The sequence below is a fragment of the Candidatus Poriferisocius sp. genome (genome assembly GCF_965204145.1).
Classification (GTDB): Bacteria; Actinomycetota; Acidimicrobiia; order Acidimicrobiales; family Bin134; genus Poriferisocius.
Genome location: NZ_OZ241977.1, coordinates 2,719,088 through 2,741,625 on the forward strand (window position 1 = coordinate 2,719,088; position 22,538 = coordinate 2,741,625).

Consider the following 22,538-nt stretch of genomic DNA (forward strand, 5'->3'; position numbering starts at 1 on the left):
GTCGCTTCAGGGCCGATCTCACCGGGCGACGAGCCCTGGTGGTGGCCACCAACCACGGGAGGCTCGACATCGGCAAGCCCACCGGAGTGTTCGCCAGCGAGATGACCGTGCCCTATTACGCCTTCTTGGACGCCGGTATGGAGGTACACGTGGCCAGCCCGGCCGGCGGAGAGATCCCCGTGGATCCCCAATCGCTGAAACCCGTGCTCCGCACCGAGGCCGACGACCGCTTCCTTGTCGACGACGACCTACGCCAGAAGGTCACCGAGTCGCTGGCGGTGGGAGACCTCAAGATGGCCGACTACGACATCGTGTACCTCGCAGGAGGGTGGGGAGCGGCCTATGACTTCGGCTTTTCGCCCGAACTCGGGACCCAGATCACCGAGGCCAACCGGCTGGATCGGGTGATCGGCGGCGTCTGCCACGGCCCGCTCGGCCTGTTGCTGGCCACCGGGCCCGACGGGGAGCCGCTGGTCAAGGGGCGCCGGGTAACCGGGGTGACCGACAAGCAGGTTCAAGAGCTCGGCATCGAGAGCACGCCCCACCATCCCGAAACCGAATTGCGGCGGGTCGGTGCGGTCTTCGAGAGCACCACCCGGTTCCGCGACGCATTCGCCAACCACTGGGTGGTCGACGGCAACCTGGTGACCGGCCAAAACCAGAACGCCGCCCCCATGGTGGCTCGCGAGATGATGCAGCTCGTCGCCAAGGCACCCACCCGAACTTAACTGCGACTCAGTTTTCATCCTCAGCCTCGGTCGGCCAGGTCGTATTCGGCCATGCTACGAAGCAGCAGGGCTCGCACCAGTGTCGAAAACCGCTAGTATCAAGTGTCGAAAACCGTTACTGACAGGTGTCGAAAACCGCTAGTATCAAGTGTCGAAAACCGTTACTGACAGGTGTCGAAAACCGCTAGTCTGTGATGGTGGCTGAGTACAGGGATGAGTACAGGGAGCGGTTGGCTGACCGGTTGATCGCAGAGTTTCTCACGGAACTGCCCGCTTTGGCGATTGTTGGGCCGCGGGCATCGGGAAAGACGACCACCGCCGTGAGGCACGCTCGCACGGTCATCCGGTTAGACCGCCCTGCTGAGGCAGCAGTCGTTGCCGCTGACCCCGATACCGCCCTAGACGGCCTGCCTGAGCCGGTTCTTCTCGACGAGTGGCAAGAAGTGCCCGAAGTGCTTGGCGCGGTCAAACGAGCCTGCGACACCCAGCCGAGACCAGGCCGGTTCATCCTTACGGGATCGGTGAGAGCCGAGATCGAAGCCAAGACATGGCCAGGCACGGGCCGGGTGACTCGCATCGCCATGTATCCCATGACCGTAGATGAGCAACTTGGAACCCCGACGACCCCGTTCGTCGACCGGATCGCCGCCAACAATCCAATCGATGTGCCAGGCGAACAGCCGAATCTGCGGCACTACCTAGACATGGCACTGCGAGGCGGCTTCCCCCAAGCGGCTCTATCGCTCACCCCCCAGGCACGTCGAGGCTGGCTCGACACCTACACCGAGGAGATCGTGACCCGCGATGTCCAAATGGCAGGCACCGGCCACGACAGCGTCAGACTGGGCCGGTACTTCGAGGCGTATGCCCTCAACTCGGGCGGCATTGTGGACGACACCACCCTCTACAGCGCAGCCAACATCAACCGGCAGACCGCCTTGGGCTATCACGAATTGCTCAGCCGGATCTATGTGATCGACGAGCTGCCGGCATGGACTTCGAACCGGCTCAAGCGCTTGACCCTCGCCCCCAAACGGCAACTCATCGACTCATCGCTGGTGGCCTCTATAACCGGGGCCACCCATGAGACAGTCATGCGCGACGCAAACCTGCTCGGGCGCCTGCTGGAAACCTTCGTCGTCGCCCAACTGCGGGCCCAGGCCACCGTGAGCGAGCACCGCTGCCGTTTGTACCACCTCCGCCAACACCACGGACGCCACGAAATCGACGTCATCGCCGAACTCGACGCGCAGCACGTCGTCGGCATCGAGATCAAAGCCACCGCTGCGCCCGCAAGCGATGACGCCCGTCACCTGGCCTGGTTGCGCGACAGCATCGACGACCGATTCCTAGCCGGAGTCGTACTCCACACCGGCCCCCGCTCATTCCAACTCGGCGACCGCCTCTGGGCGATCCCTATAAGTGCCGTGTGGAGCTGACCCCGGCCAGCAGCACAATGGCGTTCCCCGCGTAGCTACAATGAGCCTACACTTTGCATCTAACCGAAGGAGCCAGCATGGGCGCTGACACCGTCGTGCGAGCCCGCATCGACCCCGATACCAAGGCAAGAGCAGCAGAGGCCCTCCACGCAATGGGGCTTTCGATTTCGGACGCTATCCGCTTGCTCATGGTCCGAGTGGCAGAAGAAAGGCGGCTCCCGTTCGCGGTCCAAGTGCCCAATGCCACCACCATAGAGGCCATGGCCGAACTAGAACAGGGCAAAGGCAGGCGCTTCGAGAGCACCGAGGATCTCCTAAACGACCTCGACCCATAACGTGCTGACCCCCGTCCGGTCTTCCCAATTCAAACACTTGGTGCTCCGGTGACCTCAGCAGACATGATACACAGAGCATCCGAGTGTGATTGTTGTGGTTGCCGGTCGCTCGGCTGATGCTCAAACCTCGATGTCCATATGCGAGCGGAGATCGGTGGCAGAGGCGGCTACCACCAGTTGATATTGGCCGGGGTCAACTACCCAATCGTGAGTCTCGGGGTCCCAGCGGGCGAATGAGCGCTCGCGGAGTTCGATTGCTGCGGTGCCGGTTTCGCCGGGGTCGAGGGTGAGCTTGGCGAATCCGGCCAGTTCTTTGGGGGGTCGCGGCACACCGCTGGAGGGCGGGGACACGTACACCTGCACCACTTCGCTGCCTGGCCGCTCGCCGGTGTTGGTGACCGGAACCGTCACGGTTCGCTGGGTGCCTTCGCCGCTCACTTCGGGTTGGCCCCATTCGAACGTGGTGTAGGAGCCGCCGTGGCCGAAGGGGATCATGGGCTCGATATCTCGGGCGTCGTACCAGCGGTAGCCGACGAAAATCCCCTCGCCGTAGCGCACCACGCCGGCCTCGCCGGGGTAGTTCAAGAAGGCGGGCGTGTCCTGCTCCCGCCAGGCCCAACTGGTGGGCATCCGCCCCCCGGGATCGGCGTCGCCGACCAACACATCGGCGATGGCCTCCCCAGCCTCCTGGCCCGGGTACCAGGCCAACAGCACTGCTTTGGCCCGGTCGAGCCACGGCAGAGTCATCGGGGCGCCGCAATTGAGCACCACCACCGTGTTGGGGTTGGCGTCGAGCACTCGCTCCACCAACTCGTCTTGCTGGTTGGGCAGCTCGATCGAGTCTCGGTCGCCGCCCTCCGACTCCCATTCGGCGTTGGAGCCGACTACCACCACCGCGGTATCGGCCTGGGCGGCCAGCGCGGCGGCTTCGTCCAAGCCTTGCTCGCGATCCATGTCGGCCAGCTCCACCCCCACGTCCACTATGCACACCCACTGGCGCCTCTCTCTGGGGACGTGGTCGAGGCGGATGTGGTATTGCTGGCCGGCCTCCAGGTGCAGATATCCGTGTCCGCCGTGCAGGCCGAGGCCGGCGCCGAACCCGTCAACCTGGTTGTCGGCCGCCAGCTGGCCGTCGACATACAGGCGAGCATGGGCGAAGCCGAGAGCGCACAACCGGTGCCGCCCGGACTGCTCGGGCGTCATGGTGAACTCCAGTCGCACCGACAGGGTGTCGCAGTCTTCGGGCCAGTTGTCGCCGATCCACGCATTGAACGGCAGGGGTCGGGTGAGAGTCTCGAACGGTTCGCCGTCGAACCCAATGCTGTTGTAGAGCTCGAAGCTCACGCCGTCGGGAATCCACGACTTGGGGACGGCGTCGGCGTTGCGGCGCATTTCGAGACCGGTGGCGTGGCCGATCAACCGCGGGCCGAGCCGCTCCCCCAGCGATTCCAGCACCGAGGTGGTGCGATGAGGAATCAAGCTGGCCGAGCCGCCGCCCAACAGGGCCGTATCGGCCGCGGCTGCGCCAATGAGCGCCACCGTGCCGTCGCCGGCCAGCGGCAAGAGGCCGCCTTGGTTGCGAACCAGCACCATCGACTCTGCGGCGGTGCGACGGGCCAAATCCCGGTGCTCAGGACGTTCGATGCTGGCCTCGTCGTGGTCGGTGGGCGTGTTGAGGCGACCAGCCCAGTGCAGGAAGCCGAGAATGCGGCGCACCTTGTCGTCGATGAGCGATTCGTCCACTTTTCCGGCCTCGACCGCCTCTTGAAGCTGGCCCTTGCCCCACCATCGGCCCGGACCGGCCATCTCCAGGTCGAGCCCGTACAGTGCGGGCGCCACGGTCTCTTTGATGGCGCCCCAGTCGGAGACAACGAAGCCGTCGAATCCCCACTCTCCCTTCAATATGCCGATCAGCAGATCCGGCTGAGCGCAGGCGTGGTGGCCGTTGACGAAGTTGTAGGCGGCCATGACGGCCCGGACCCCGGCTTCCTTGACGGCGGCCTCGAACGGGGGGAGATAGATCTCTCGCAGGCTCCGCTCGTCGACGTCGACGTTGATGGTGAAGCGCTCGAACTCCTGGTCGTTGGCCACATAGTGCTTGACGCAGGCGCCCACCCCCTGCGACTGGACGCCGGTGATGTACGCCACCGCGATGCGCGAGCTCAGCTCAGGATCCTCGCTATAGCTCTCAAAATGACGGCCGCCCCTCGGGGAGCGGTGGAGGTTGACCGTGGGGGCGAGGATCATGTCGACCTTTCGGTCGGTGGCCTCGGTGCCCAGAGCTTGGCCCAGTTCGTGGACCAGGGCGGGATTCCAGGTGGCGGCAATGGCCGACGGCCCAGGCACGACGAGGCCCGGCCCCATGGTACGGCCCCGCACCCCCACCGGACCGTCGCTGACACACCAGCCGGGAATGCCGAGCCGCTCACAGCCGGGGATGGTCCACGGGCTCTCGCCCACCACCATCCGGCACTTCTCCTCCAGCGTCAGGTCGGCTACCAGCGCTTGGACATCAGCCATGAGACCCTCTTTCAAACATCCTCTGGACAATTTTTCTACCACTGGTATATTTTGCATGCAACGGCGACGGGATCAGGGGGAAAGCGATGGGATACCGACGGACGTTGATGTCACTGCTACTGACGCTGGCGGTGTTCGCCACCGCCTGCACCACCGGGGGTGGCGGCGAGGACGAGCCCGCGGCTGAGGAGGCACCGACCGCGGCAGCCGAAGAACCGGCGGCCGAGCCGGCCGAGCCAGCCGAAGAAGCTCCCAGCGAGCCAGCGGCAGAAGACGACGAGCCCGAACCGGCCGCGGAAGCCCCCGAAGAGCCAGCCGCAGAAGACGAGCCCTCAGAACCGGCGCCGGAGCCCACCCCCGAGCCCACCCCGATCGTGCTCACCGCCAGCTTCCGGGGCGTTACCGAGGACACCATCCGGATCGGTGTCGGGTTCTGGGACGTCTCTTTGTTCGGCTTCGGCTTCTTCGGCGACCCCGAACCGGTGTGGGATGCCCTTACCGGCGCAGTCAATGCCGAAGGCGGCATCTACGGCCGGTCGTTGGAGCCGTACATCGCCGGATTCAATCCGGCCCTTCCCAACGAGATGCTGGCGGCCTGCATCACACTCACCGAGGATCACCAGGTGTTCGCGGTGCTGGGCGGGCTGCGGGGCGACGCCAACTACTGCGTGTCGGAACAGCACGAGACCATCAACGTGGGCTCCCAGGTAAATGCCAGAGGAGAGCTTTTGGAACGGGCCAGGGCCCCTCTGGCCAGCTTCAGGCTCTCGGGGACGGCCGGGGAGGAGGTGTTCATCACCGAACTAGCCCGCAGAGGGTGGTTTGACGGCGCTACCGCGGTGGGCGTCCATTATGACGGGTCCGAAACTCAAGACCGGGTAGAGGATGTTGTGAAAGCAGCCTTTGCCGACGTCGGGGTGGAGATTGCCATCACCATGAACATCGACGACCTCGTGCTCGACGACGATGCAATGGAGAGCCAGACCGAGATCATGCGACAGCAGGTGGCCGATGCTGGCATCGACCGCATGGTGATCTTTGGGGCGGCGGCCACCGGCCTCGTCACCTACGGCGACTTGGGAATCCAGATGGCCGCGGTCGACTCCACCAACTTCACCACGGCGATCTCCTCGGGCATCGACCCAATGGCGCTGGACGGCACCATCGCTACAGCCGATCGACTCAATCTGCCCTCCGATTCGGTGGATGCCGAGACCCGGAAGTGCCTCGATGTGGTGATGGCCGCGCTTCCCGACGAACGCTTCGAGCGGCCTGGTCCGGGAGTGGAGAACAGCGAGGAAGATCCCAACTACTGGAACTACACCGTGCTGGCGTGCCGCGATCTGTCGCTGTTCGTGCAGATCGCCACTGCGGCCGGGCCGGAGCTCACCAACGACTCCTTCCAGGCCGGACTCGACTCGCTCTCCCAGGCATCGCTGCCGGAGATCCCGTTCTTGTCGTTCGGGCCGGGCAAGTACAACGGCAACGACACCCTGCGGCTGGTGCAGTTCGACGGAGACGCCGATGAGGACGGCGAACTCGTCGGCCTCGGCGGCGCGGTCGACCTGACCCCGTGACCACCCCGCACTAGATGACCGAAGCGTCGGGCGATCGCCGCAGCTTCGCCGACTTCAGCAGGGCGCTGCTCGACGAGGAGGCGGCTCGGGAGGCCGCCGAAGCCGATCAGCTAGAGATCCGCGCTGATGAGGACCTTCCCGGAGTGGGCGAAGAGGCGATAACGCTGCGCCAGGCAACCGCGGTTGGCGGCATCGGCGTATTGGCCGTGCTGGGCACCTTGGACGCCGTTGACACCTTCCAGTTGGCCATACCCAGCCTGCTCGGACCCGAAATCCAAGACAGCTTCAATGTGTCCGATGCGGGGTTGGCGGTTATCGGAGTCGGCGGGCTCATTACGACCACGCTGTGCACCGTGCCGATGGCCCTTCTCGCCGACCGGGTCAACCGCATGCGGTTGGTGGGCCTGGCCACCGCTTTCTGGAGCGTGGCCATGTTCACCCGGGGCTTCCAAGCCACCGCGCTGGGGTTCTTCCTAGTCGGAATGCTCATGGGAATTGGAACGTCAAATACTTTCCCAGTGCAGGGAGCGGTGTTGGCCGACGCCTACCCGATTTCGGCCCGAGGCCGCATATACGCGGTCAAGAACGTGCTCGGTCGCGGGGGCGAGCGGATCGCGCCCCTGTTGGTGGGCGCCCTCATGCTGTTGGTCAATGACAATTGGCGGTGGGCTTATTGGGTCTTTGCCTGGCCCACTTTGTTCCTGGGTATCTGGGCATTGTTCGTTCCCGACCCACCTCGGGGCCAGTTCGAGCAGAAGGCAGTGCTCGGGGAGGTGATGGAGGAAGACAAAGACCGACCCCGGGTGTCGCTCCCGGCGTTATGGCAGCGCCTGATGGCCGTCAAGACGCTGAAGCTGGCGTGGATCTCGTTCAGCATCATCGTGTTCTCGATCATCGGACAGAGCTTCTTGGTCAACTTGTATCTCGAAGACCGGTGGGGCCTGAGCCCGTTCGAGAGGGCGATGATCGGGTTTGTCCCCGGGATACTGTCATTCGCCGCAGCACCGTGGGCCGCCAAACGCTACGACGCCCTCTACCGAGAAAGCCCGGCTCGGGCGCTGAGATGGATAGGCGCCCTGTTCTTCCCCGTCGCAGTGTCCATCCCCATCCAGTTCTTCATGCCCAACCCCGTGCTGTTCGCCGTGGTCGGGATCGTGCCAGCGGTCTTGAGCGTGGTGATCTTCGGGATGATCTCGCCGCTGCTTGCTGGAGTAGTCCCTTATCGAATGCGTGCTATGGGCATCGCCTTATCGATGCTGGTGATACTTCTGGGCGGCGGCGTGCTTGGCCCCATCGTGGCCGGGTTGCTGTCCGACGCCACCGACGAGCGCACCGCCATCCTCATCGTGGCCATCCCGTTCAAGATCATCGGGGGCGCCCTGTTGATCTGGGGGGCGCGGCACATTCGCCACGACCTGTCGCTGGTGGTGGATGAGATCGAAAAGGACCACGCCGAGCTGGAGCGGAGGAAATCGCGCCCCGACCAATTGCCCGCGGTCGGGTTGCGGGACATCGACTTCTCCTACGGGCCGGTACAGGTGCTCTTTGGCGTCAACCTCCATGTGGACCGGGGCGAGACCCTGGCGCTGCTGGGCACCAACGGCGCCGGCAAATCGACGATCTTGCGGGTGATCAGCGGGCTGGCCGTGCCCTCGCGCGGCATCGTCTCGCTGCACGGGCGGGACATCACCCTCACCTCCCCCCAAACCCGGGTGGACATGGGCATCCAGCAGCTCCCCGGGGGCAAAGCAGTGTTTCTGCCGCTGTCCATCGAGGACAACCTCCGCACCGCGGGTTGGACCATGCGGCGGGACCGGGCTCAGCTCAAAGCCCGTATTACCCATGTGCTGGAGATCTTCCCCGAGTTGGCCGATCGGCTCGACGAGCCCGCCGGTGCGCTCAGCGGCGGGCAGCAGCAGATGCTGGCCCTGGCCATGGTGCTGATGCATGAGCCCGACGTGCTGCTCATCGACGAACTGTCGCTCGGCCTCGCCCCCGCGGTGATCGGCGAGCTGTTGGAGATCGTGGAGCGGCTCAAGGCCGAGGGCCAGACGATGATCATCGTGGAGCAGTCGCTGAACATTGCGGCGGCCCTGTCGGATCGGGCGGTGTTCATCGAGAAGGGGCAGATCCGCTTCGACGGGCCGACCGCGGAGCTCGCCGAGCGGGGCGACATCGCCCGGGCCGTGTTCTTGGGCGACGACCGCCCCGAACCGGAAGACTCGTCGTGATCCTCGCCTTCGAGGTCGGACGCCAATACGTCTTCATCGGGGCGGTCAACGGGCTCTCTTACGCCCTCTTGGCCCTCGGCGTCATCCTCATCTACCGGTCCAGTCGCATCATCAATTTCGCAGTGGGCGCCACCGGGGTGTTGGCCAGCCAGGTGATGGCCCATCTGGTGATCCGCTACGGCGCGCCGTACTGGACCGGTGTGGTGCTCGCCGTGCTCGCTGGGGCCGTGTTCTTGGGGGTGGCCGAGCTGACCGTGGTGCGCCGCTTGTTCACCGCTCCCCGGGTGATCCTGCTGGTGGCCACCATCGGGCTGGCCCAGCTGGCCCAAGCTCTCATCTTCGCCCTGCCCGAGGCCTCGGCCGCCGACAAGCGGCATCGGTTCCCCACACCGTGGAACCGGGATCTGGAGTGGTTCGGCATCAGCATCGAGGGAGGCGAGTTCGTCTTGTTCGTCGCCTCGGCCGCCGCGGTGGTGGCGCTGAGCATCTGGGTGCGGTGGTCGGCGTGGGGTCGGGCCATCCGGGCCACCGCAGCCGATCCCGACCGGGCTCGACTGGCCGGCATCCATCCGGGGCGGGTGTCAACGGTGGTGTGGGCGCTCACCGGGGCGTTCGCCGGGCTGGTCACGGTGTTCCAAGAAGCCGACTCCATCGGCTCGTTCGTGGCCACCAGCCCCGGTCACGCCACCATGACCCGGGTGCTGGTGGTGGCGGTGTGCGCCTCGTTCGTGTCGTTCAGTGTGGCGGTAGCGGCCGGGATCATCCTCGGCATCGTCGAGGCCCTGGTGAGGGTCAACTACCCGCTGGATCTGGGGAGATTCGAAGCCGTGCTGCTGCTGGTGGCGATTCTCGGGATCGTGGCCACCACCCGGCGAGGCGCTCCCGACGAGGCCGGCGCCTTCTCATTCAGCCCCCGGATTCGCCCCATTCCGGCCCGGCTGCGCTCGATCTGGTGGGTTCGCCACCATTCTCGAATCCTGGCCGCAGTTGGGGTGGCCATTGCCGCGGTGGTGCCGGTGTTCGTCACCACGGCCAGCCGCACCTTTCGCTACAGCGAAATCCTGCTGATGGCGCTGGCCGCCCTCTCCTTGGTGGTGCTGGTGGGCTGGAGCGGACAGATCTCGCTTGGCCAAGGCGCTTTCGCCGGCCTGGGCGCGCTGACCACCACCGCGCTGGTGAGCGGCAACGATCTCGGACTCGGGGTTGCCGGGTTCGACGTGGTGGTGCCCATGCCCGAACTGCACTTCTTGTGGGCTGCGGTGTGGGGCACCGCCGTGGCCGCCGCCGCGTCGGTGATCGTCGGCATTGGCGCGCTCCGGGCCCGGGGCCTGTTGCTGGCCGTGGTCACCCTGGCGTTTGCGGTGGCGGCGGAGAAGTTCTTCTTCACCCGGCCGTTCCTCAGCGGAGGCAGCCAATCTGCGGCGCTATTGGAGCGGGCCCATATCGGGCCCGTCGACCTCGCCCCCCAGCGAACCTATTTCTATCTGGCGCTGATCGGACTGGTGCTGGGGGTGGCGTTCACCGCCCACCTGCGCCGCACCGGCATCGGCCGCCGGATCGTGGCCACCAGGGAAAACCCGTCGGCCGCGGCGGCCGCCACTGTGTGGCCCACCGGATCAAAGGTGCTGGCCTTCGCCTTGGGCGGCGGGTTGGCCGGATTCGCCGGGGCGCTGCTGGCCGGACTCTATTCCACCGTGCTGTTCTCCTTCTTCTCGGTGGACACTTCGTTCAAGGTGGTGGCCATCGCGGTAATTGGCGGCATCGGCTCGGTGATCGGCCCGGTGCTCGGGGCGTTGTGGGTGATCGGGCTCCCCGCCTTCTGGCCCGATTCCGCACTGATCCCGGTGCTGACCAGCAGCCTGGGAATCCTGGTGCTGTTGATGTACGCACCGGGAGGGTTCGTGCAGCTCTGGTACATGGCTCGAGACTCATACTTCAGCTGGCTGGCCCAGAGGAAGCCCGCGCCCCTGGTGCGGGGGCGCGACATTCCCGCACCACCATCGATTCCCGACCCGCCATCGGACATTGCGTTGGCCGCCAGCGAGCTCACCGTGCGCTACGGCCCCCGGGTGGCCGTGAGCCAGGTGAGCCTCGAGGTGGGCCACGGCGAGATCGTGGGGCTTATCGGCACCAACGGCGCGGGCAAGACCTCGTTCATGAACGGAGTGGGCGGCCTGATCCCCGCAAGTGGCCGAGTGGAGATCTACGGAACCGACGTGAGCAGGCTGGCGGCCCATCGCCGCCACCGCCACCATCTGGGCCGGGCCTTCCAGGCCGCCACCTTGTTCCCCGACCTCACCGTGCGCGAGACGGTGCAAGTTGCGCTGGAGCGGAGGGGCCACACCCGCTTCTGGCCTGCCGCCCTGGCCCTGCCATCGGGCTCCCGGCACGAACGGCGACAGATCGGGGTGGCTGACGACCTGATCGGCTTCTTCGGCTTGGGCGACTTCGCCGACAAGTTTGTGGCCGAGTTGTCCACCGGCACCCGCCGGATTGTGGAGCTGGCCTGCCTGGTGGCCGGCGGTTCCCGTCTGCTCTGCCTCGACGAGCCCACCGCCGGGGTGGCCCAGCGAGAGGCCGAGGCTTTGGTGCCGTTGCTGCACGGAGTGCGCCGAGAGCTGGACGCCTCGGTGCTGTTGATCGAGCACGACATGCCGCTGGTGATGTCGATCAGCGACCGCATCTATTGCATGGACGCCGGGGAGGTGATCGCCGAAGGGACGCCGACCGCAGTGCGCGACAACCCCCTGGTGGTGGCCAGCTACCTCGGCACCGACACCAGGGCCATCGCCCGATCAGACGCAGGACCCGAGCCATGACCTCTGCCTTTGCCGATCCGCCGATCACCCCCAAGGCGGCAGCCACCCGGGCCCGGCTCTTGGAGATCGCCGCCGCGGTGTTCATCGAGCACGGCTATGCCGCGGTCTCGCTGCGCGACATCGCCAAGGCTGCCGGGGTCACCAAAGGGGCAATCTACGGCCACTTCCGGTCGAAGGGACAGCTCTTGGTAGAGGTGATCCGCACCCAGCTGGCCGAACGCGACGCCCGGTTCGACATCAACGCCGCGGCTGAGCAGCCGATGACTGCCTTCATCCAGTTCATCAACCCCGTCAGCCGCGATCTGCGGCTGTTGCAGATCGACGCCGCCGCGGCCGCCCGCCACGATCCCGACGTGGCCGCCGGGGTCGAGGAGATCTACGCCGCTCGCAGCGCCTGGATCCTTGAGACTCTGCACGGCCTCGACTCCCCCGAAACGCTGCTCTACGTCATCAATGCCCTCTCGGCGGGCGTCGGCGCACAAGAAGCCCACGGCCGTCCCGCCCCCGATCCCAACGCGTGGTCCAACGCGGTGGCTCGCCTGTTCGGGGTGGCCGATTAGTCGAGGAGCTCACGAAGGCCATCGGCGGCGTGGGGCATTCGATCTGGCGTATCGGGCATCGGTAGGATGCCGTGATGGGCGAGCGACTGGCGCAAACCCACGAGTTGGTGTCGGCCCGCCTGCATAAAGCTGGCCAGCTCTACACCAAGGGCCGACGAGAGCTCGTGGAACTCCTCGTCCTCACAGCTCGACCCGCGACCATCCCCGAGATGCTCGAGCTCCGGCCTCGACTGACCCGCAGCTCGCTCTACCGCAACATGGCCGACCTCGAGAGCGTGGGCATCGTTCGGCGTGTCGTCGGGGTCGATGATCCGACTCGCTACGAATTCTCCGAAGACATAATCGGCCGTCACCACCATGCCATCTGCACCAAGTGCGGCACAGTTGCCGATTTCTTCATGCCCGCCCCGGCCGAACGCAACCTCGAGACCTCACTCGACAAGGCTTTGGGCACGACCGGGTTTCAGCCCAACACCCACCGGCTCGACGTCTTCGGCACCTGCCCCAACTGCCACTGACTGGCGAATGAAAACCCTCGACTGAAGAACCGGAGGCGGGGGCTGCGAGGCACCGTCGACGAGCCAGTCGCACACCGCAGAAGTGAGCGCAGGATTGCTGATGCCACCCAGCCACACCGATGGCCCGTCGTCGGGGCGAACGATCACGACGTTGGAGTAAGCGCACTCGCCGACGCAGTCCACAATGCGAGTCGGAGCGATTGCCGAGATCGCGGCGATCTGCCCGTCGTGGTCGACGCCAGGGTGCTTCCGCTCGGTTCCACAGCAACAGCCGCGACAGATCTGGACCCGTACGGAGGCACCGGAAGCCAAAGGGCCCAGCGCCCTGCTCATCGCTGGTAGCCGATCACGGCGCGAGCGGGCCGAACGCGAGGTGGGAGTGTTGCCCATCGGCAAGTCGTCGCACCTCGATGCCGTAGACGGGTTCAAGCACGTCGCTTCGCAGCACGTCGTCGGGCCGACCTTGATGCACGACCTTGCCTTGGTCGAGAAGGACGAGATGATCGCAGTAGCGGCTGGCCAGGTTAAGGTCGTGGAGCACGACGATGGTGTCGTTCTTGAGGCGTTGAACCAGCGTGAGCACCTCGTGCTGGTAGCGGACATCGAGATGATTCGTAGGCTCGTCGAGCAGGATGACCGGGCTTTGCTGCGCGATGCACCGGGCGATCATCACGCGTTGGCGTTCTCCGCCTGACAGGTGGTGGAGGCTGCGCTCGGCGAACCCCGACATGTCCACCAGTTCCAGCCCGTCGAGCGCGGCTTGGCGGTCATCGTCGGTGAAGCCCTGATGGTCGCCGCGATGAACGTGGCGTCCCAAGAGCACGAACTCGCCGACCGAGATATCGATCCCGTCGGCTGAGGCGTCTTGAGTCACGACGGCAATCGCACGGGCAATCGAGCGTTGCGACATTGACCCGATCGCCATGTCGTCGATGAGAACGGCGCCTCGGTTCGGGCGGAGCAACCCGTACAGGCAGCGCAGCATGGAAGACTTGCCGCTGCCGTTGGGCCCGATGAGGCCGACGACCTGTCCGGGGCGCGTGCTGAGCTGCGCCCCGGACAGGACATCGACGGCGCCGAGCCGCAGGTCGATGCCAGTGGCCGCAATCACGGGTTTGTCACCCGGTGATCTGAGCGCTGAGCAGGGACAGCCCCTCCACTACGAGCGGTGTCGGTGGCTCGGCAAAGTTGAACAAGAGCGGGTACACCGCGCCTTGCTCGACGGCGGTGATGCTGCTGGCACCCGGAAGCTCGGTAACCAGTGCGCTGATCTCGTCGGGGGTGAGCTCAAAGTCCTCATAGAGCAGGACCAACACCTCGGGGTTGCGTCCGATGACCTCTTCGATCGAGACCTCGGGCACTCGCTCGCTGAGTTCGGCGAACACGTTGGTCATGCCCAGGGCCTCCATCAGCGGGTGCACCATGCCAAGCGAGGAGTAGGCGTAGATGGCGCTGCCGTCGGAGGTGACATAGAGCGCCGCAGCGGTTTTGCCCTCGGCAACTGGCGCGTCGGCGGCCGAGGCCACGGCAGCCTCCAATGCAGCGGCGCTCGCGTTGGCTGTTTCGGTCGTGCCGAAGAGCTCCCCGTAGAAGCGGACCTCGTCCAGGATGCTCTCGAACGATGGCGTCGGCGGGTTATCGCAGAATGGTGGCATCACATAGAACTGGATGCCGACGTCGGCGAGCGAGTCGTGGGTGAGGATGGCGTTGTCGAAACCGATGACGAGGTCGGGGTCGTGGTCGACGATTGCCTCTAGCGACACCTCGACACCTCCGGTCGCAGTGGCCTCGGCCAGCAACGCTGGAATTTCGCTGAGCACGGCCAGCTGGTCGGCGGTGTAGTACTCCTCGTTGAAGTCCTCGATGCGGGCAATCACAAGGTCCATAGCGCCTGCGGCGAACATCAGCGAGGGCGCCGAGGCCTCCATCAACAACACCCGCTCAGGAGCGGAGTCGAGAGTGAATTCTTGGCCGCAGTTGGTGAATGTCAGCGGGAATCCGTCGTCGTGAGTAGCTGTGGGCTGGCTCTCAGCTGGCTCAGCGGTTGCCGTGCTGGCATCCGGCGCGCTGGCGCCCGAGTCCGCCGAGGAGGAGTCGTCGTTTCCTCCACACGCCGCGGCCACACATCCAACCACCAGGAGCAGTGCGATCGCTCGACTCCTGAACGTTGACAGTTTCATTGGGCTTCCTTTCTCAAGCGCATTTGCGCTCAATTGCTGTGATTGAGTTTTCGGACGAGCGCGACGAGGACCGGCGCACCAACCACGCCGGTGACCACGCCGATGGGCAGTTCGCGGGGCTGCAACGCCATGCGGGCCGCGACATCCGCCCAAACCAACATGAGGGTGCCGAGCGCCGCTGATGCCGGGATCAGATGGCGGTGGATCGGGCCGACGATTCGCCGCGCGATGTGAGGCGCTGCCAGACCGACGAATCCGATACCGCCCGACAGCGACACGGCGAAGCCGACGCACAACGCGACCACAACCACGAGCAGCAACCGGGTGCGCCCAGGATCGACGCCGCTGGCCATGGCCGTCTCGTCACCGAGTGCCAGCAGGTCAAGTCGGCGACGCCACCAGAACACCAAGACCATGCCGACGCCCATGCCGAGGTAGCCGATGGGCAGCGTGGACCAGTCGGCGTTGGCGAGCGAGCCAAGCAGCCAGAACATCACCGCGCGGGCACCTTCAGCGCTGTGGGCGAAGAGGATGAGCAAGCTGGTTACGGCACTCAGCAGGTAGCTGACGGCCACGCCGGCCACGAGCATCCGGGAAGGTGTGATTCGACCGGTGGAACGGGCCAGAGCCAACACCAGAGCAAGGGCGCCGAGGGCGCCGAAAAACGCCATCAACGACACCGATTCCGCGCCTAGCCCGGAGCCGATTCCAAACAGGATTGCCGCGGCCGCGCCGGTGGATGCCCCCGAACTCACACCGAGGATGTACGGCTCGGCCAGCGGGTTGCGGACGATGGCTTGGAGGGTCACTCCCACAACTCCGAGGGCCGAACCCACGATCGCGCCAAGCAGCACCCGGGGCAGACGCACTTCCCAGATGATGGCGTCGTCGGTTCTGGCCCAGTTTTCGGCATCGAACAGGCCGAAAATGTGGTGTCCGATAATCCGCAGAACCGTCGGAGGGGCCACCCCGACCGGACCGAGCCCGATGGCGACGATCACCGACACGATGGTGACCAGCGTCAGGGCAATGAGAGTGGGCCGGCGGCTCCACGCCCAACCGGCACTTGATGTAGCCGGGGCCCGATCCGTCGCCTCCAGAAGAGACACGGCGGAACAGTAACAAGAATGAGTCCTATTCCTAAATCAGCACCGAGGCGTCCTAATGTTCCTGTTCAACCGCCTATCGGAAATGGCACTCATTCCCGATCAATCGGTACGGTTTCGGCGTGACCAGCGCCTCGGATGGAACGCAGAACCTGTCGACGCACGCGCTCGTAGGCATCCTGACCGTGTCAGACAGGGCCAGCCGCGGTGACTACGAAGACCGAGGGGGACCAGGGATTCGCGAGTATCTCGAGCGTGTGATGGCGTCGGAATGGTCGACGCAGGCTGAGATTGTTCCCGACGAACAGCCCCAGGTGGAGCAAGCGATTCGGGCGTTGGCCGCAGCAGGGTGCTGTCTCATCCTCACCACTGGCGGCACGGGCCCGGCACTGCGCGACGTCACCCCCGAGGCCACCGCCGCAGCCTGTTCCAAGATGCTGCCCGGCTTCGGGGAGGCGATGCGCACCGCCTCGCTGAAGGCAGTTCCCACTGCGATCCTGTCCCGCCAGACTGCCGGCATCTGCGACGGTGCCCTGGTGATCAACCTGCCGGGTCAGCCCAAGGCGATCGCTGAGTGCCTCGACGCAGTCTTCGCCGCAGTGCCGTACTGCATTGACCTCATTGGCGGGCCGTACATCTCAACCAACGCCGAGCACATCGTCTCGTTTCGGCCGGCCTCGGCTGTTCGACCAGACCTGGAGGTCTCGACGAACACGGGATAGCAGTCGGCACTGCCTTCTCAGTCAGAACTCGATGGGCACCGGCTCGGTTGATGCCTGCGCTGGCTGACCGCCGCGCAGTACCTCGGTCCAGTCTTGGTTGAACGCCCGCCACCCCTCTGATTCGGGCGAGGCGTAGTGGTACACCATGGCCGCCCGCATCCCATCGGAGAGGTTGTCGGTGGACCGATGGCGCAGGTGGGAGTGGAACACCAGCAAGTCGCCCGGCTCCATGAGCACCACTTGCTCGTTGTCGGTGGGGACGTCGACGATCTCCACATAGGCCAGTCCGGCGCCCTCCCGGGTGTCGGGCACGGCGTCGTGGATTGGCTCGGTGTGAGAGCCGGGGACGATCCACAGCGGGCCGTTGTCGGGGGTGGCCGCGGTGCAGGCCAGCCACACCCCCACTTGGGGCAGGGGGGTCATGCGGAAGTAATAGTCGTCTTGGTGCCAGGGCTGGCCCAGGGTGCCGGGATGCTTGAAGATGAACTGCGACAAGAAGCAGTCGACGTCGGGGCCGATGAGGTCGCCCATCATCGCCAACAACCGGGGATCGGTGGCGAACTCATAGAACACCGGTTCAGCCCGCATGACCCGGAAGATTTTGGAGACGCCCACCTCTGGGGTGGCCGGATTTTTGTTCGTCTTGTCGGGGGTGATGTAGAGATCGGGCCGCTCCTCCCCTGCCGCGTCGGCCCGGGCTAGCTCGACGATCCGCTCAACCATGGCGTCGGCAACAGCCCGGCTAGCGAACCCCCTCTCAATGAAGAACCCGTTCTCTTCCCAGCTCTCCCGCTGAGTCTCGCTCAACCCCATCGCAAGAAATATACCAACGGTCGATTCTTCCGGCGACCACCGGCCGCGGCGAGATCTTCTGCCGCTGCCATTGCCTCTAGAGTTTGGGCCATGTCTGATTTGCCGCGGTCGATTGAGTTGGAGGTTGAGGTGCCGGGCACGCCCGAGGAGGTTTGGCGGGCGGTGGCTACCGGGCCGGGGATCTCTTCTTGGTATGTGCCCCACACGGTGGAAGAGCGGGCGGGCGGCTCGGCGATGGCCTCGTTCGGGCCGGGGCCGGAGATGCAGATTCCGGGGCGGGTGGCGGTGTGGGAGCCGCCTCGTCGGATCTGTTTCGACGGGGGCGAAGGGGTTGACGGATTGGCGTTCGAGTGGACCGTTGAGCCTCGAGGCGACGACCGGTGTGCGGTGCGGTTGGTGAATTCCGGCTTTGGTCAAGGTGGAGAATGGGACGCTCAGTACGACGGCATGGTTGAAGGCTGGAAATTGTTCATGTTCAACCTGCGGCTGCACATGGAGCACTTCGCCGGACAGACGGCAGCGTCGGTGCTGCCCACCTCTATGGGGGCTGGCTCGCTTGGCGAGGTTTGGGCCGCGCTCACCACCGCTTTGGGCATCTCTTCGGCGCCTGGGGTCGGCGAGCGCATTGAGCCCCAAGCTGCCGGCGTCCCCGCACTGGCCGGCACAGTGGTGGATGCCGCCTCTCACCGAATCGCCCTGCTGCTCGACCAACCCGCGCCGGGTACCGGCTTCGTGGCGGTGGAATCGTACGGCGAGCACGCCGGGGCGTCGGTGTGGCTTTACCTTTACGGGGCCGACGGGGCCCAGGCCGCCGAACGGGACGGGCCGCTGTGGCAACAATGGCTGGCCGATACACTAGGGAGTGGCGAATGAACGCAATAGAAGGACGCAAGATCCTGGTGGTTGGCGCCTCGTCGGGGTTGGGCCGGGCCACCGCTATCGCCCTTCAGCGCCAAGGTGCCGATGTCGTGTTTGCCGCCCGACGCCGCGAGGTGCTCGAAGAGGCGGTGGGCGAGGCCGGGGGTGGCCATGTGGTGGCCATCGACGTGCTCGACCCAGCCAGTATCGACCAAGGGGTGGCCGAAGCGGTGGGCGCCCTCGGCGGACTCGACGGCATCGTCTACACCTCGGGCATGTCGCCCATGGCCCCAATGGCGGAACTAGACCAGGCCGACTGGCAGGCGGTGTTCGGGGTCAACACGTTTGGGCCGAACCTGCTGATCAAGGCCGCCCTCCCTCATCTCAGCGAAGATGCGGTGGTGGCTGCGGTGTCGTCGGACTCCACCGAGATGCCCCGCCATTCGCTGGTTCCCTACGCCGCGTCCAAACGGGCCCTAGAAGCGACCATGGAGGGGTGGCGCACTGAGCTTCTGGGCACCCGACGATTCGTGACCGTGATCCTCGGGCCGAACATGCCCACCGAGTTCGCCAATTCCTTCACCCCCGAAGCCTTCGAGGCGGCCATCCCCCACTGGCAGCGCCAAGGATTCCGCACCGGAATCATGAATGCCCACGAGGTGGCCAACGGCCTGGTTGCCTGCATGGATGCGCTGTTCGCCGCCCCCACCTTCGGGATCGAGTCGCTTCTGCTGCGATCCCCCGAGCCCGAGGTGGCCAACGAATTCTCCTCCGACATCGGCCAGGAGTGACCAGGGTGAGGTTGTGGTGACCATGCCGAGCGCCCTCGACATCGAAGAGTTCGCTGGTGCCCCGCCGGAGCTGATTCCCCGGAGTTACGACCTCGAAGGCCTCGGCTACGTCGAGGCCGAATTCGAGGCTAGGGGCGAAGCGCATTCCTACCGGGCGGTTGGCGAATGGCGCCAGGACGGGCATGGAGAAGCTGAGCCTGATGGATCGGCCCCCTTCACGACGAGAATGCTGGTGCGGCGCCCGGCCGAACCCGCCCACTTCAGCGGCACGGTGGTGGTGGAATGGCTGAACGTCTCCGGCGGTATCGACGCCTCCCCCGACTGGGACTATCTGCACCGTCATCTCATCCGGCGCGGCGATGCTTGGGTGGGGGTTTCAGCCCAAAGGGCCGGCATCGACGGCGGCGGATTGGCACCGGGCATCCACCTCAAGCTGTTCAACGAAGAGCGGTACGGCCATCTGTCCCACCCGGGGGACGCCTTCTCCTTCGACATGTTCTCCCAGGTCGGACGAGCTCTACGGCTACCCGGGTCGCCCCTGTTGGGCGGCCTCGATGCCAACCGGGTGCTGGCGGTGGGCGAGTCGCAGTCGGCTTCGTTCTTGGCCACCTACGTCAACATGGTGGATCCCTCAGTCCAGGTCTTCGATGGCTTCTTCCTCCACGGTCGGGCCGGAGTGCGGGTGGGGCTAGACGGCACCTTCAGGTCCCGCCGGCTCGACGACCAACCCGGCCCGGCCCGCGATCGGCCTGAGCAGGTCCGATCCGATGCCCGGGTGCCGGTGCTCCTGTTGAGCGCGGAGACCGATGTCACCGTGCTGGGCAACGGGGAGATCGAACAGCCCGACGGCGACCGAGTGCGGGTGTGGGAGCTTGCTGGGGCGGCTCACGCCGACACCTATCTGCTGGTGGCGTCACGCGCCGACGGAGGCCAGCTCGATGCGGGGGAATTCGCCCGAATGCTCGAACCGATCACCGAACTGGTGATCATGACCGTGGAGCAGCCGATCAACTCCGCACCTCATCAGCACTACGTGGCCCAAGCCGCTCTAGAGCGCCTTGATCAATGGGTAGGCCAGGGCACCCCGCCACCCCATGCTGCCCGGCTTGATCTAGTCGAAGACGGCCGCGACTTCCGGCGGGACGAACTGGGCATCGCCCAGGGCGGCATCCGCAACCCCTGGGTCGACGCTCCCATCCGAGTGCTGTCCGGGCTCGGACAGCAGGGAGAGGGCTTCGCCCCCCTGTTCGGAACCACCGCCGCTCTCGATCCGGCCACCGCAGCCCGGCTCTACCCCGGAGGCCGCGACGACTACCTCGCAGCCTTCACCCAATCTCTCGACCAGACCATCACCAACGGCTTCATCCTGAAAGCCGACCGGGACGAGATTCTGGCCGTCGCGGCAGAAACCTACGACTTGGCCAAACTCGCTTAGGGTGTGGCTGGGAGGGTTGCGGTGGGGTCGGGGGGCGGTTGGACGATTACCAGCACCATGTCGACTCAGGTGGGGTTGCCCCGGGTGATCACGTAGTAGGCGGTGTCGTTGATAAAGGCCAGGCGGCCGTCGGACTCGGTGATCCTGGCCTGGATGGAATAGGTGTTGCGGGGGTTGATGTCGTCTTCGTTGTAGTACACCTCGAATGCGACGGGGACCTGGCCCGGATTGGCGATGACCTGCTCGGCGATCAGCTCAGAGGCCACATCCATGAGAGAAGTGTCCCGAAGCTGCACGGTGACGGTGCCCGTTACCGAGGCGTTGGCGTCGGGATCGACTGTCGGGAGACGGTCATGTTGTGGCCAATTGGACACGGCCGGTCTGTTGCGCCCACGCCCGGAGCTTTGCGTCCTTGGTAAGGAGTTCGTGCTGGTGGAGGATTGCTGTGGCGACAATGAGCTGGTCGGCGGGGTCTTGGTGGAATCCCTCGTCCACCAGGCTGGTGGCGTCCACCCAGAGTGATCCGGTGACGGGTATCTCGCTCAGGCCCTGCCTCAGGACACCGGCACGCAATTCCTTGATGCCTGGGAGGGGTGGCAGATTTCCTCGTGGCTTTCTGCGCTTGACCTCCAGTTCCCAGAAGGTGGCGGCGGAGACGGCTGCCTCACCTCGGCTGATGGCTCGATCAATGCCATCAAGGATGGTCTGCGGCAGCTTGGCGGTGTCGCCGGTCACGGCCCACACCAAGACATGAGTGTCCAGCAAGATCATGCAGTTCCTTCGGTGCAGGTGGGGGCGTCAGCCCCAGTCGTCGGCCATGCCGGTCACTGCCTCCGGGTCTATGACCGTTTCGCTAGGGTCGTCCCAGAAACCGGCGAACTCCGGAAAAGAGCCGCAAATGCCCGTGCCTTCGCCATGTGCCGGAACAAGACGGGACACGGGTGTGCCTCGTTTGGTGATGACAATCGGAATGCCGGTTTCGTTGACCTCATCCATGAGCTTCAGGCACTTGGCCTTGAACTCTCCGGCGGAAATAGTTCTTGGCTGCTGAGTCTCTATTGCCACGAACAGACCCTATCACCAGATGACCATGTTTGTGACCATGAATCTGTGGCCTTATCCAGTTTCAGGGCGGCGGGGTAGGAATGCGCTGGTTCGCTGGATGTACTCGTCGTAGCCGGGGCGGGTCTTGTTCAGGCGGTGTTCGACCATGGGGACCCCGGACACTTTGACCAGGATCCAGGTGATCATCGCCGGGGCGATCAGTCCCACGATTCCGATTGGTGTGGAAGCGGCCACCAAGCCGATGCCCCACCAGGCGCAGGCGTCGCCGAAGTAGTTGGGATGGCGGCTGTAGCGCCACAGGCCTCGATCCATCAGCTTCCCCGCGTTGGCCGGATCGGCCTTGAACCGGGTGAGCTGCCAATCGCCAATGGCCTCAAAGCCGAAGCCGACCAGGAATACCACTGCGCCGATCACCCACAGCGCGCTCCAGCCCCGCTCGGTTTCACTGATGCCGATCATGAGGGGAAGCGACATCACCCACATGGCGGCGGCTTGCAACCCGAACACCCGCACCAGGCTGGTGAGCCAGAAGCGGTCTCCGGCGTGGCGGCGCATGGACTGGTAGCGGAAGTCCTCTTCTGCGCCGATGTTGCGAAACGCCAGATGGATGGCCAGGCGAAGCCCCCAAGTGGTGGCCATGGCCACCAACAGGGCAGCCCGCACGCCGTGACCGTCGGTGACCGCCAAGCTCACCCAGGCCACCACCACGAAGCCGAAGCCCCACAAGATGTCGACGATGCCAGCGTCTCGAATCGCCACGCTGATTGCCCACACCGCCAGCATCATCCCGGCGATCACTACCGCCGCTACCCAGAAGACCATCTGCGATCAGCGTACCTTT

At 65.4% G+C, this 22,538-nt stretch carries 21 protein-coding genes; 12 read left to right on the forward strand and 9 right to left on the reverse strand.

The features are described 5' to 3' along the window. The first annotated feature begins 101 nt into the window (after positions 1-101). From ACOGI7_RS12605 to ACOGI7_RS12615, 3 genes are all read left to right on the forward strand, one after another. On the forward strand, positions 102-728 hold the full coding sequence (locus tag ACOGI7_RS12605) for a type 1 glutamine amidotransferase domain-containing protein (protein ID WP_419851510.1): 627 nt from the start codon (positions 102-104) through the stop codon (positions 726-728). A 197-nt stretch (positions 729-925) separates the two neighbouring features. Next, a complete protein-coding gene (locus tag ACOGI7_RS12610) occupies positions 926-2,167 on the forward strand; it encodes an ATP-binding protein (RefSeq protein WP_419849106.1) in 1,242 nt (413 codons plus the stop codon). Positions 2,168-2,244: 77 nt separating this feature from the next. Next, the gene (locus ACOGI7_RS12615; protein WP_419849107.1) at positions 2,245-2,502 is read left to right on the forward strand and encodes a type II toxin-antitoxin system RelB/DinJ family antitoxin; all 258 of its coding nucleotides are present in this window, start codon (positions 2,245-2,247) and stop codon (positions 2,500-2,502) included. A 120-nt stretch (positions 2,503-2,622) separates the two neighbouring features. Here the strand turns inward: ACOGI7_RS12615 and ACOGI7_RS12620 are convergent, their stop codons facing one another. Next, positions 2,623-5,022 (reverse strand): glycoside hydrolase family 3 C-terminal domain-containing protein, encoded by a 2,400-nt coding sequence (locus tag ACOGI7_RS12620; protein ID WP_419849108.1) that lies wholly within the window; start codon positions 5,020-5,022, stop codon positions 2,623-2,625. Between the two features lie 107 nt (positions 5,023-5,129). Between ACOGI7_RS12620 and ACOGI7_RS12625 the strand changes: the two genes are divergently transcribed. The 5 genes from ACOGI7_RS12625 (at position 5,130) to ACOGI7_RS12645 (ending at position 12,727) form a co-directional block, all read left to right on the forward strand. After that, positions 5,130-6,599, forward strand: a complete 1,470-nt coding sequence (locus tag ACOGI7_RS12625) for a hypothetical protein (RefSeq protein ID WP_419849109.1) — start codon at positions 5,130-5,132, stop codon at positions 6,597-6,599. A 14-nt stretch (positions 6,600-6,613) separates the two neighbouring features. Continuing rightward, entirely contained in the window at positions 6,614-8,830 is a 2,217-nt protein-coding gene (locus ACOGI7_RS12630; RefSeq protein ID WP_419849110.1) for an ATP-binding protein, read from the forward strand. Next, on the forward strand, positions 8,827-11,649 hold the full coding sequence (locus tag ACOGI7_RS12635) for an ABC transporter permease subunit (protein ID WP_419849111.1): 2,823 nt from the start codon (positions 8,827-8,829) through the stop codon (positions 11,647-11,649). Before ACOGI7_RS12630 ends, ACOGI7_RS12635 begins: the two co-directional genes overlap by 4 nt. Then, complete coding sequence (locus ACOGI7_RS12640) at positions 11,646-12,209, forward strand: TetR/AcrR family transcriptional regulator (protein WP_419849112.1); 564 nt, start codon at positions 11,646-11,648, stop codon at positions 12,207-12,209. Before ACOGI7_RS12635 ends, ACOGI7_RS12640 begins: the two co-directional genes overlap by 4 nt. Before the next feature lie 74 nt (positions 12,210-12,283). After that, positions 12,284-12,727: a Fur family transcriptional regulator gene (locus ACOGI7_RS12645; protein ID WP_419849113.1), complete on the forward strand. Its 444-nt coding sequence runs from the start codon at positions 12,284-12,286 to the stop codon at positions 12,725-12,727. 346 nt (positions 12,728-13,073) lie between these two features. Here the strand turns inward: ACOGI7_RS12645 and ACOGI7_RS12650 are convergent, their stop codons facing one another. From ACOGI7_RS12650 to ACOGI7_RS12660, 3 genes are read right to left on the reverse strand one after another with little or no spacing between them, the layout of a single operon-like run. Next, positions 13,074-13,838, reverse strand: a complete 765-nt coding sequence (locus tag ACOGI7_RS12650; RefSeq protein WP_419849114.1) for an ABC transporter ATP-binding protein — start codon at positions 13,836-13,838, stop codon at positions 13,074-13,076. 7 nt (positions 13,839-13,845) lie between these two features. Then, the gene (locus tag ACOGI7_RS12655) at positions 13,846-14,907 is read right to left on the reverse strand and encodes an ABC transporter substrate-binding protein (protein ID WP_419849115.1); all 1,062 of its coding nucleotides are present in this window, start codon (positions 14,905-14,907) and stop codon (positions 13,846-13,848) included. Between the two features lie 29 nt (positions 14,908-14,936). Next, on the reverse strand, positions 14,937-16,016 hold the full coding sequence (locus ACOGI7_RS12660; protein ID WP_419849116.1) for a FecCD family ABC transporter permease: 1,080 nt from the start codon (positions 16,014-16,016) through the stop codon (positions 14,937-14,939). A gap of 119 nt (positions 16,017-16,135) precedes the next feature. On the opposite strand from ACOGI7_RS12660, the gene mog reads away from it, so the two are divergent. Continuing rightward, on the forward strand, positions 16,136-16,735 hold the full coding sequence (mog, locus tag ACOGI7_RS12665) for a molybdopterin adenylyltransferase (RefSeq protein ID WP_419849117.1): 600 nt from the start codon (positions 16,136-16,138) through the stop codon (positions 16,733-16,735). A gap of 21 nt (positions 16,736-16,756) precedes the next feature. Here mog and ACOGI7_RS12670 read toward each other — a convergent pair whose 3' ends face one another. Next, positions 16,757-17,548 carry a phytanoyl-CoA dioxygenase family protein gene (locus tag ACOGI7_RS12670; protein WP_419849118.1) on the reverse strand — a complete coding sequence of 264 codons (792 nt, stop codon included), beginning with the start codon at positions 17,546-17,548 and terminating at the stop codon, positions 16,757-16,759. A 90-nt stretch (positions 17,549-17,638) separates the two neighbouring features. Between ACOGI7_RS12670 and ACOGI7_RS12675 the strand changes: the two genes are divergently transcribed. Genes ACOGI7_RS12675 through ACOGI7_RS12685 form a run of 3 tightly spaced genes read left to right on the forward strand, consistent with a single transcriptional unit; the run spans position 17,639 to position 20,632 of the window. Next, a complete protein-coding gene (locus ACOGI7_RS12675; RefSeq protein WP_419849119.1) occupies positions 17,639-18,421 on the forward strand; it encodes an SRPBCC family protein in 783 nt (260 codons plus the stop codon). After that, complete coding sequence (locus ACOGI7_RS12680) at positions 18,418-19,197, forward strand: SDR family oxidoreductase (RefSeq protein WP_419849120.1); 780 nt, start codon at positions 18,418-18,420, stop codon at positions 19,195-19,197. Before ACOGI7_RS12675 ends, ACOGI7_RS12680 begins: the two co-directional genes overlap by 4 nt. Positions 19,198-19,219: 22 nt before the next feature. After that, positions 19,220-20,632, forward strand: coding sequence for an alpha/beta hydrolase domain-containing protein (locus ACOGI7_RS12685; protein WP_419851511.1), 1,413 nt, complete (start codon positions 19,220-19,222; stop codon positions 20,630-20,632). Positions 20,633-20,697: 65 nt separating this feature from the next. Here the strand turns inward: ACOGI7_RS12685 and ACOGI7_RS12690 are convergent, their stop codons facing one another. From ACOGI7_RS12690 to ACOGI7_RS12705, 4 genes are read right to left on the reverse strand one after another with little or no spacing between them, the layout of a single operon-like run. Beyond that, positions 20,698-21,006, reverse strand: coding sequence for a YbaY family lipoprotein (locus ACOGI7_RS12690; RefSeq protein ID WP_419849121.1), 309 nt, complete (start codon positions 21,004-21,006; stop codon positions 20,698-20,700). Further along, positions 20,984-21,403, reverse strand: a complete 420-nt coding sequence (locus tag ACOGI7_RS12695) for a type II toxin-antitoxin system VapC family toxin (protein WP_419849122.1) — start codon at positions 21,401-21,403, stop codon at positions 20,984-20,986. The genes ACOGI7_RS12690 and ACOGI7_RS12695 overlap by 23 nt, the downstream gene beginning before the upstream one ends. Before the next feature lie 27 nt (positions 21,404-21,430). Next, positions 21,431-21,697 (reverse strand): type II toxin-antitoxin system Phd/YefM family antitoxin, encoded by a 267-nt coding sequence (locus tag ACOGI7_RS12700; protein WP_419847947.1) that lies wholly within the window; start codon positions 21,695-21,697, stop codon positions 21,431-21,433. Between the two features lie 51 nt (positions 21,698-21,748). Next, a complete protein-coding gene (locus tag ACOGI7_RS12705; protein ID WP_419849123.1) occupies positions 21,749-22,519 on the reverse strand; it encodes a DUF1295 domain-containing protein in 771 nt (256 codons plus the stop codon). Positions 22,520-22,538: the final 19 nt, after the last annotated feature.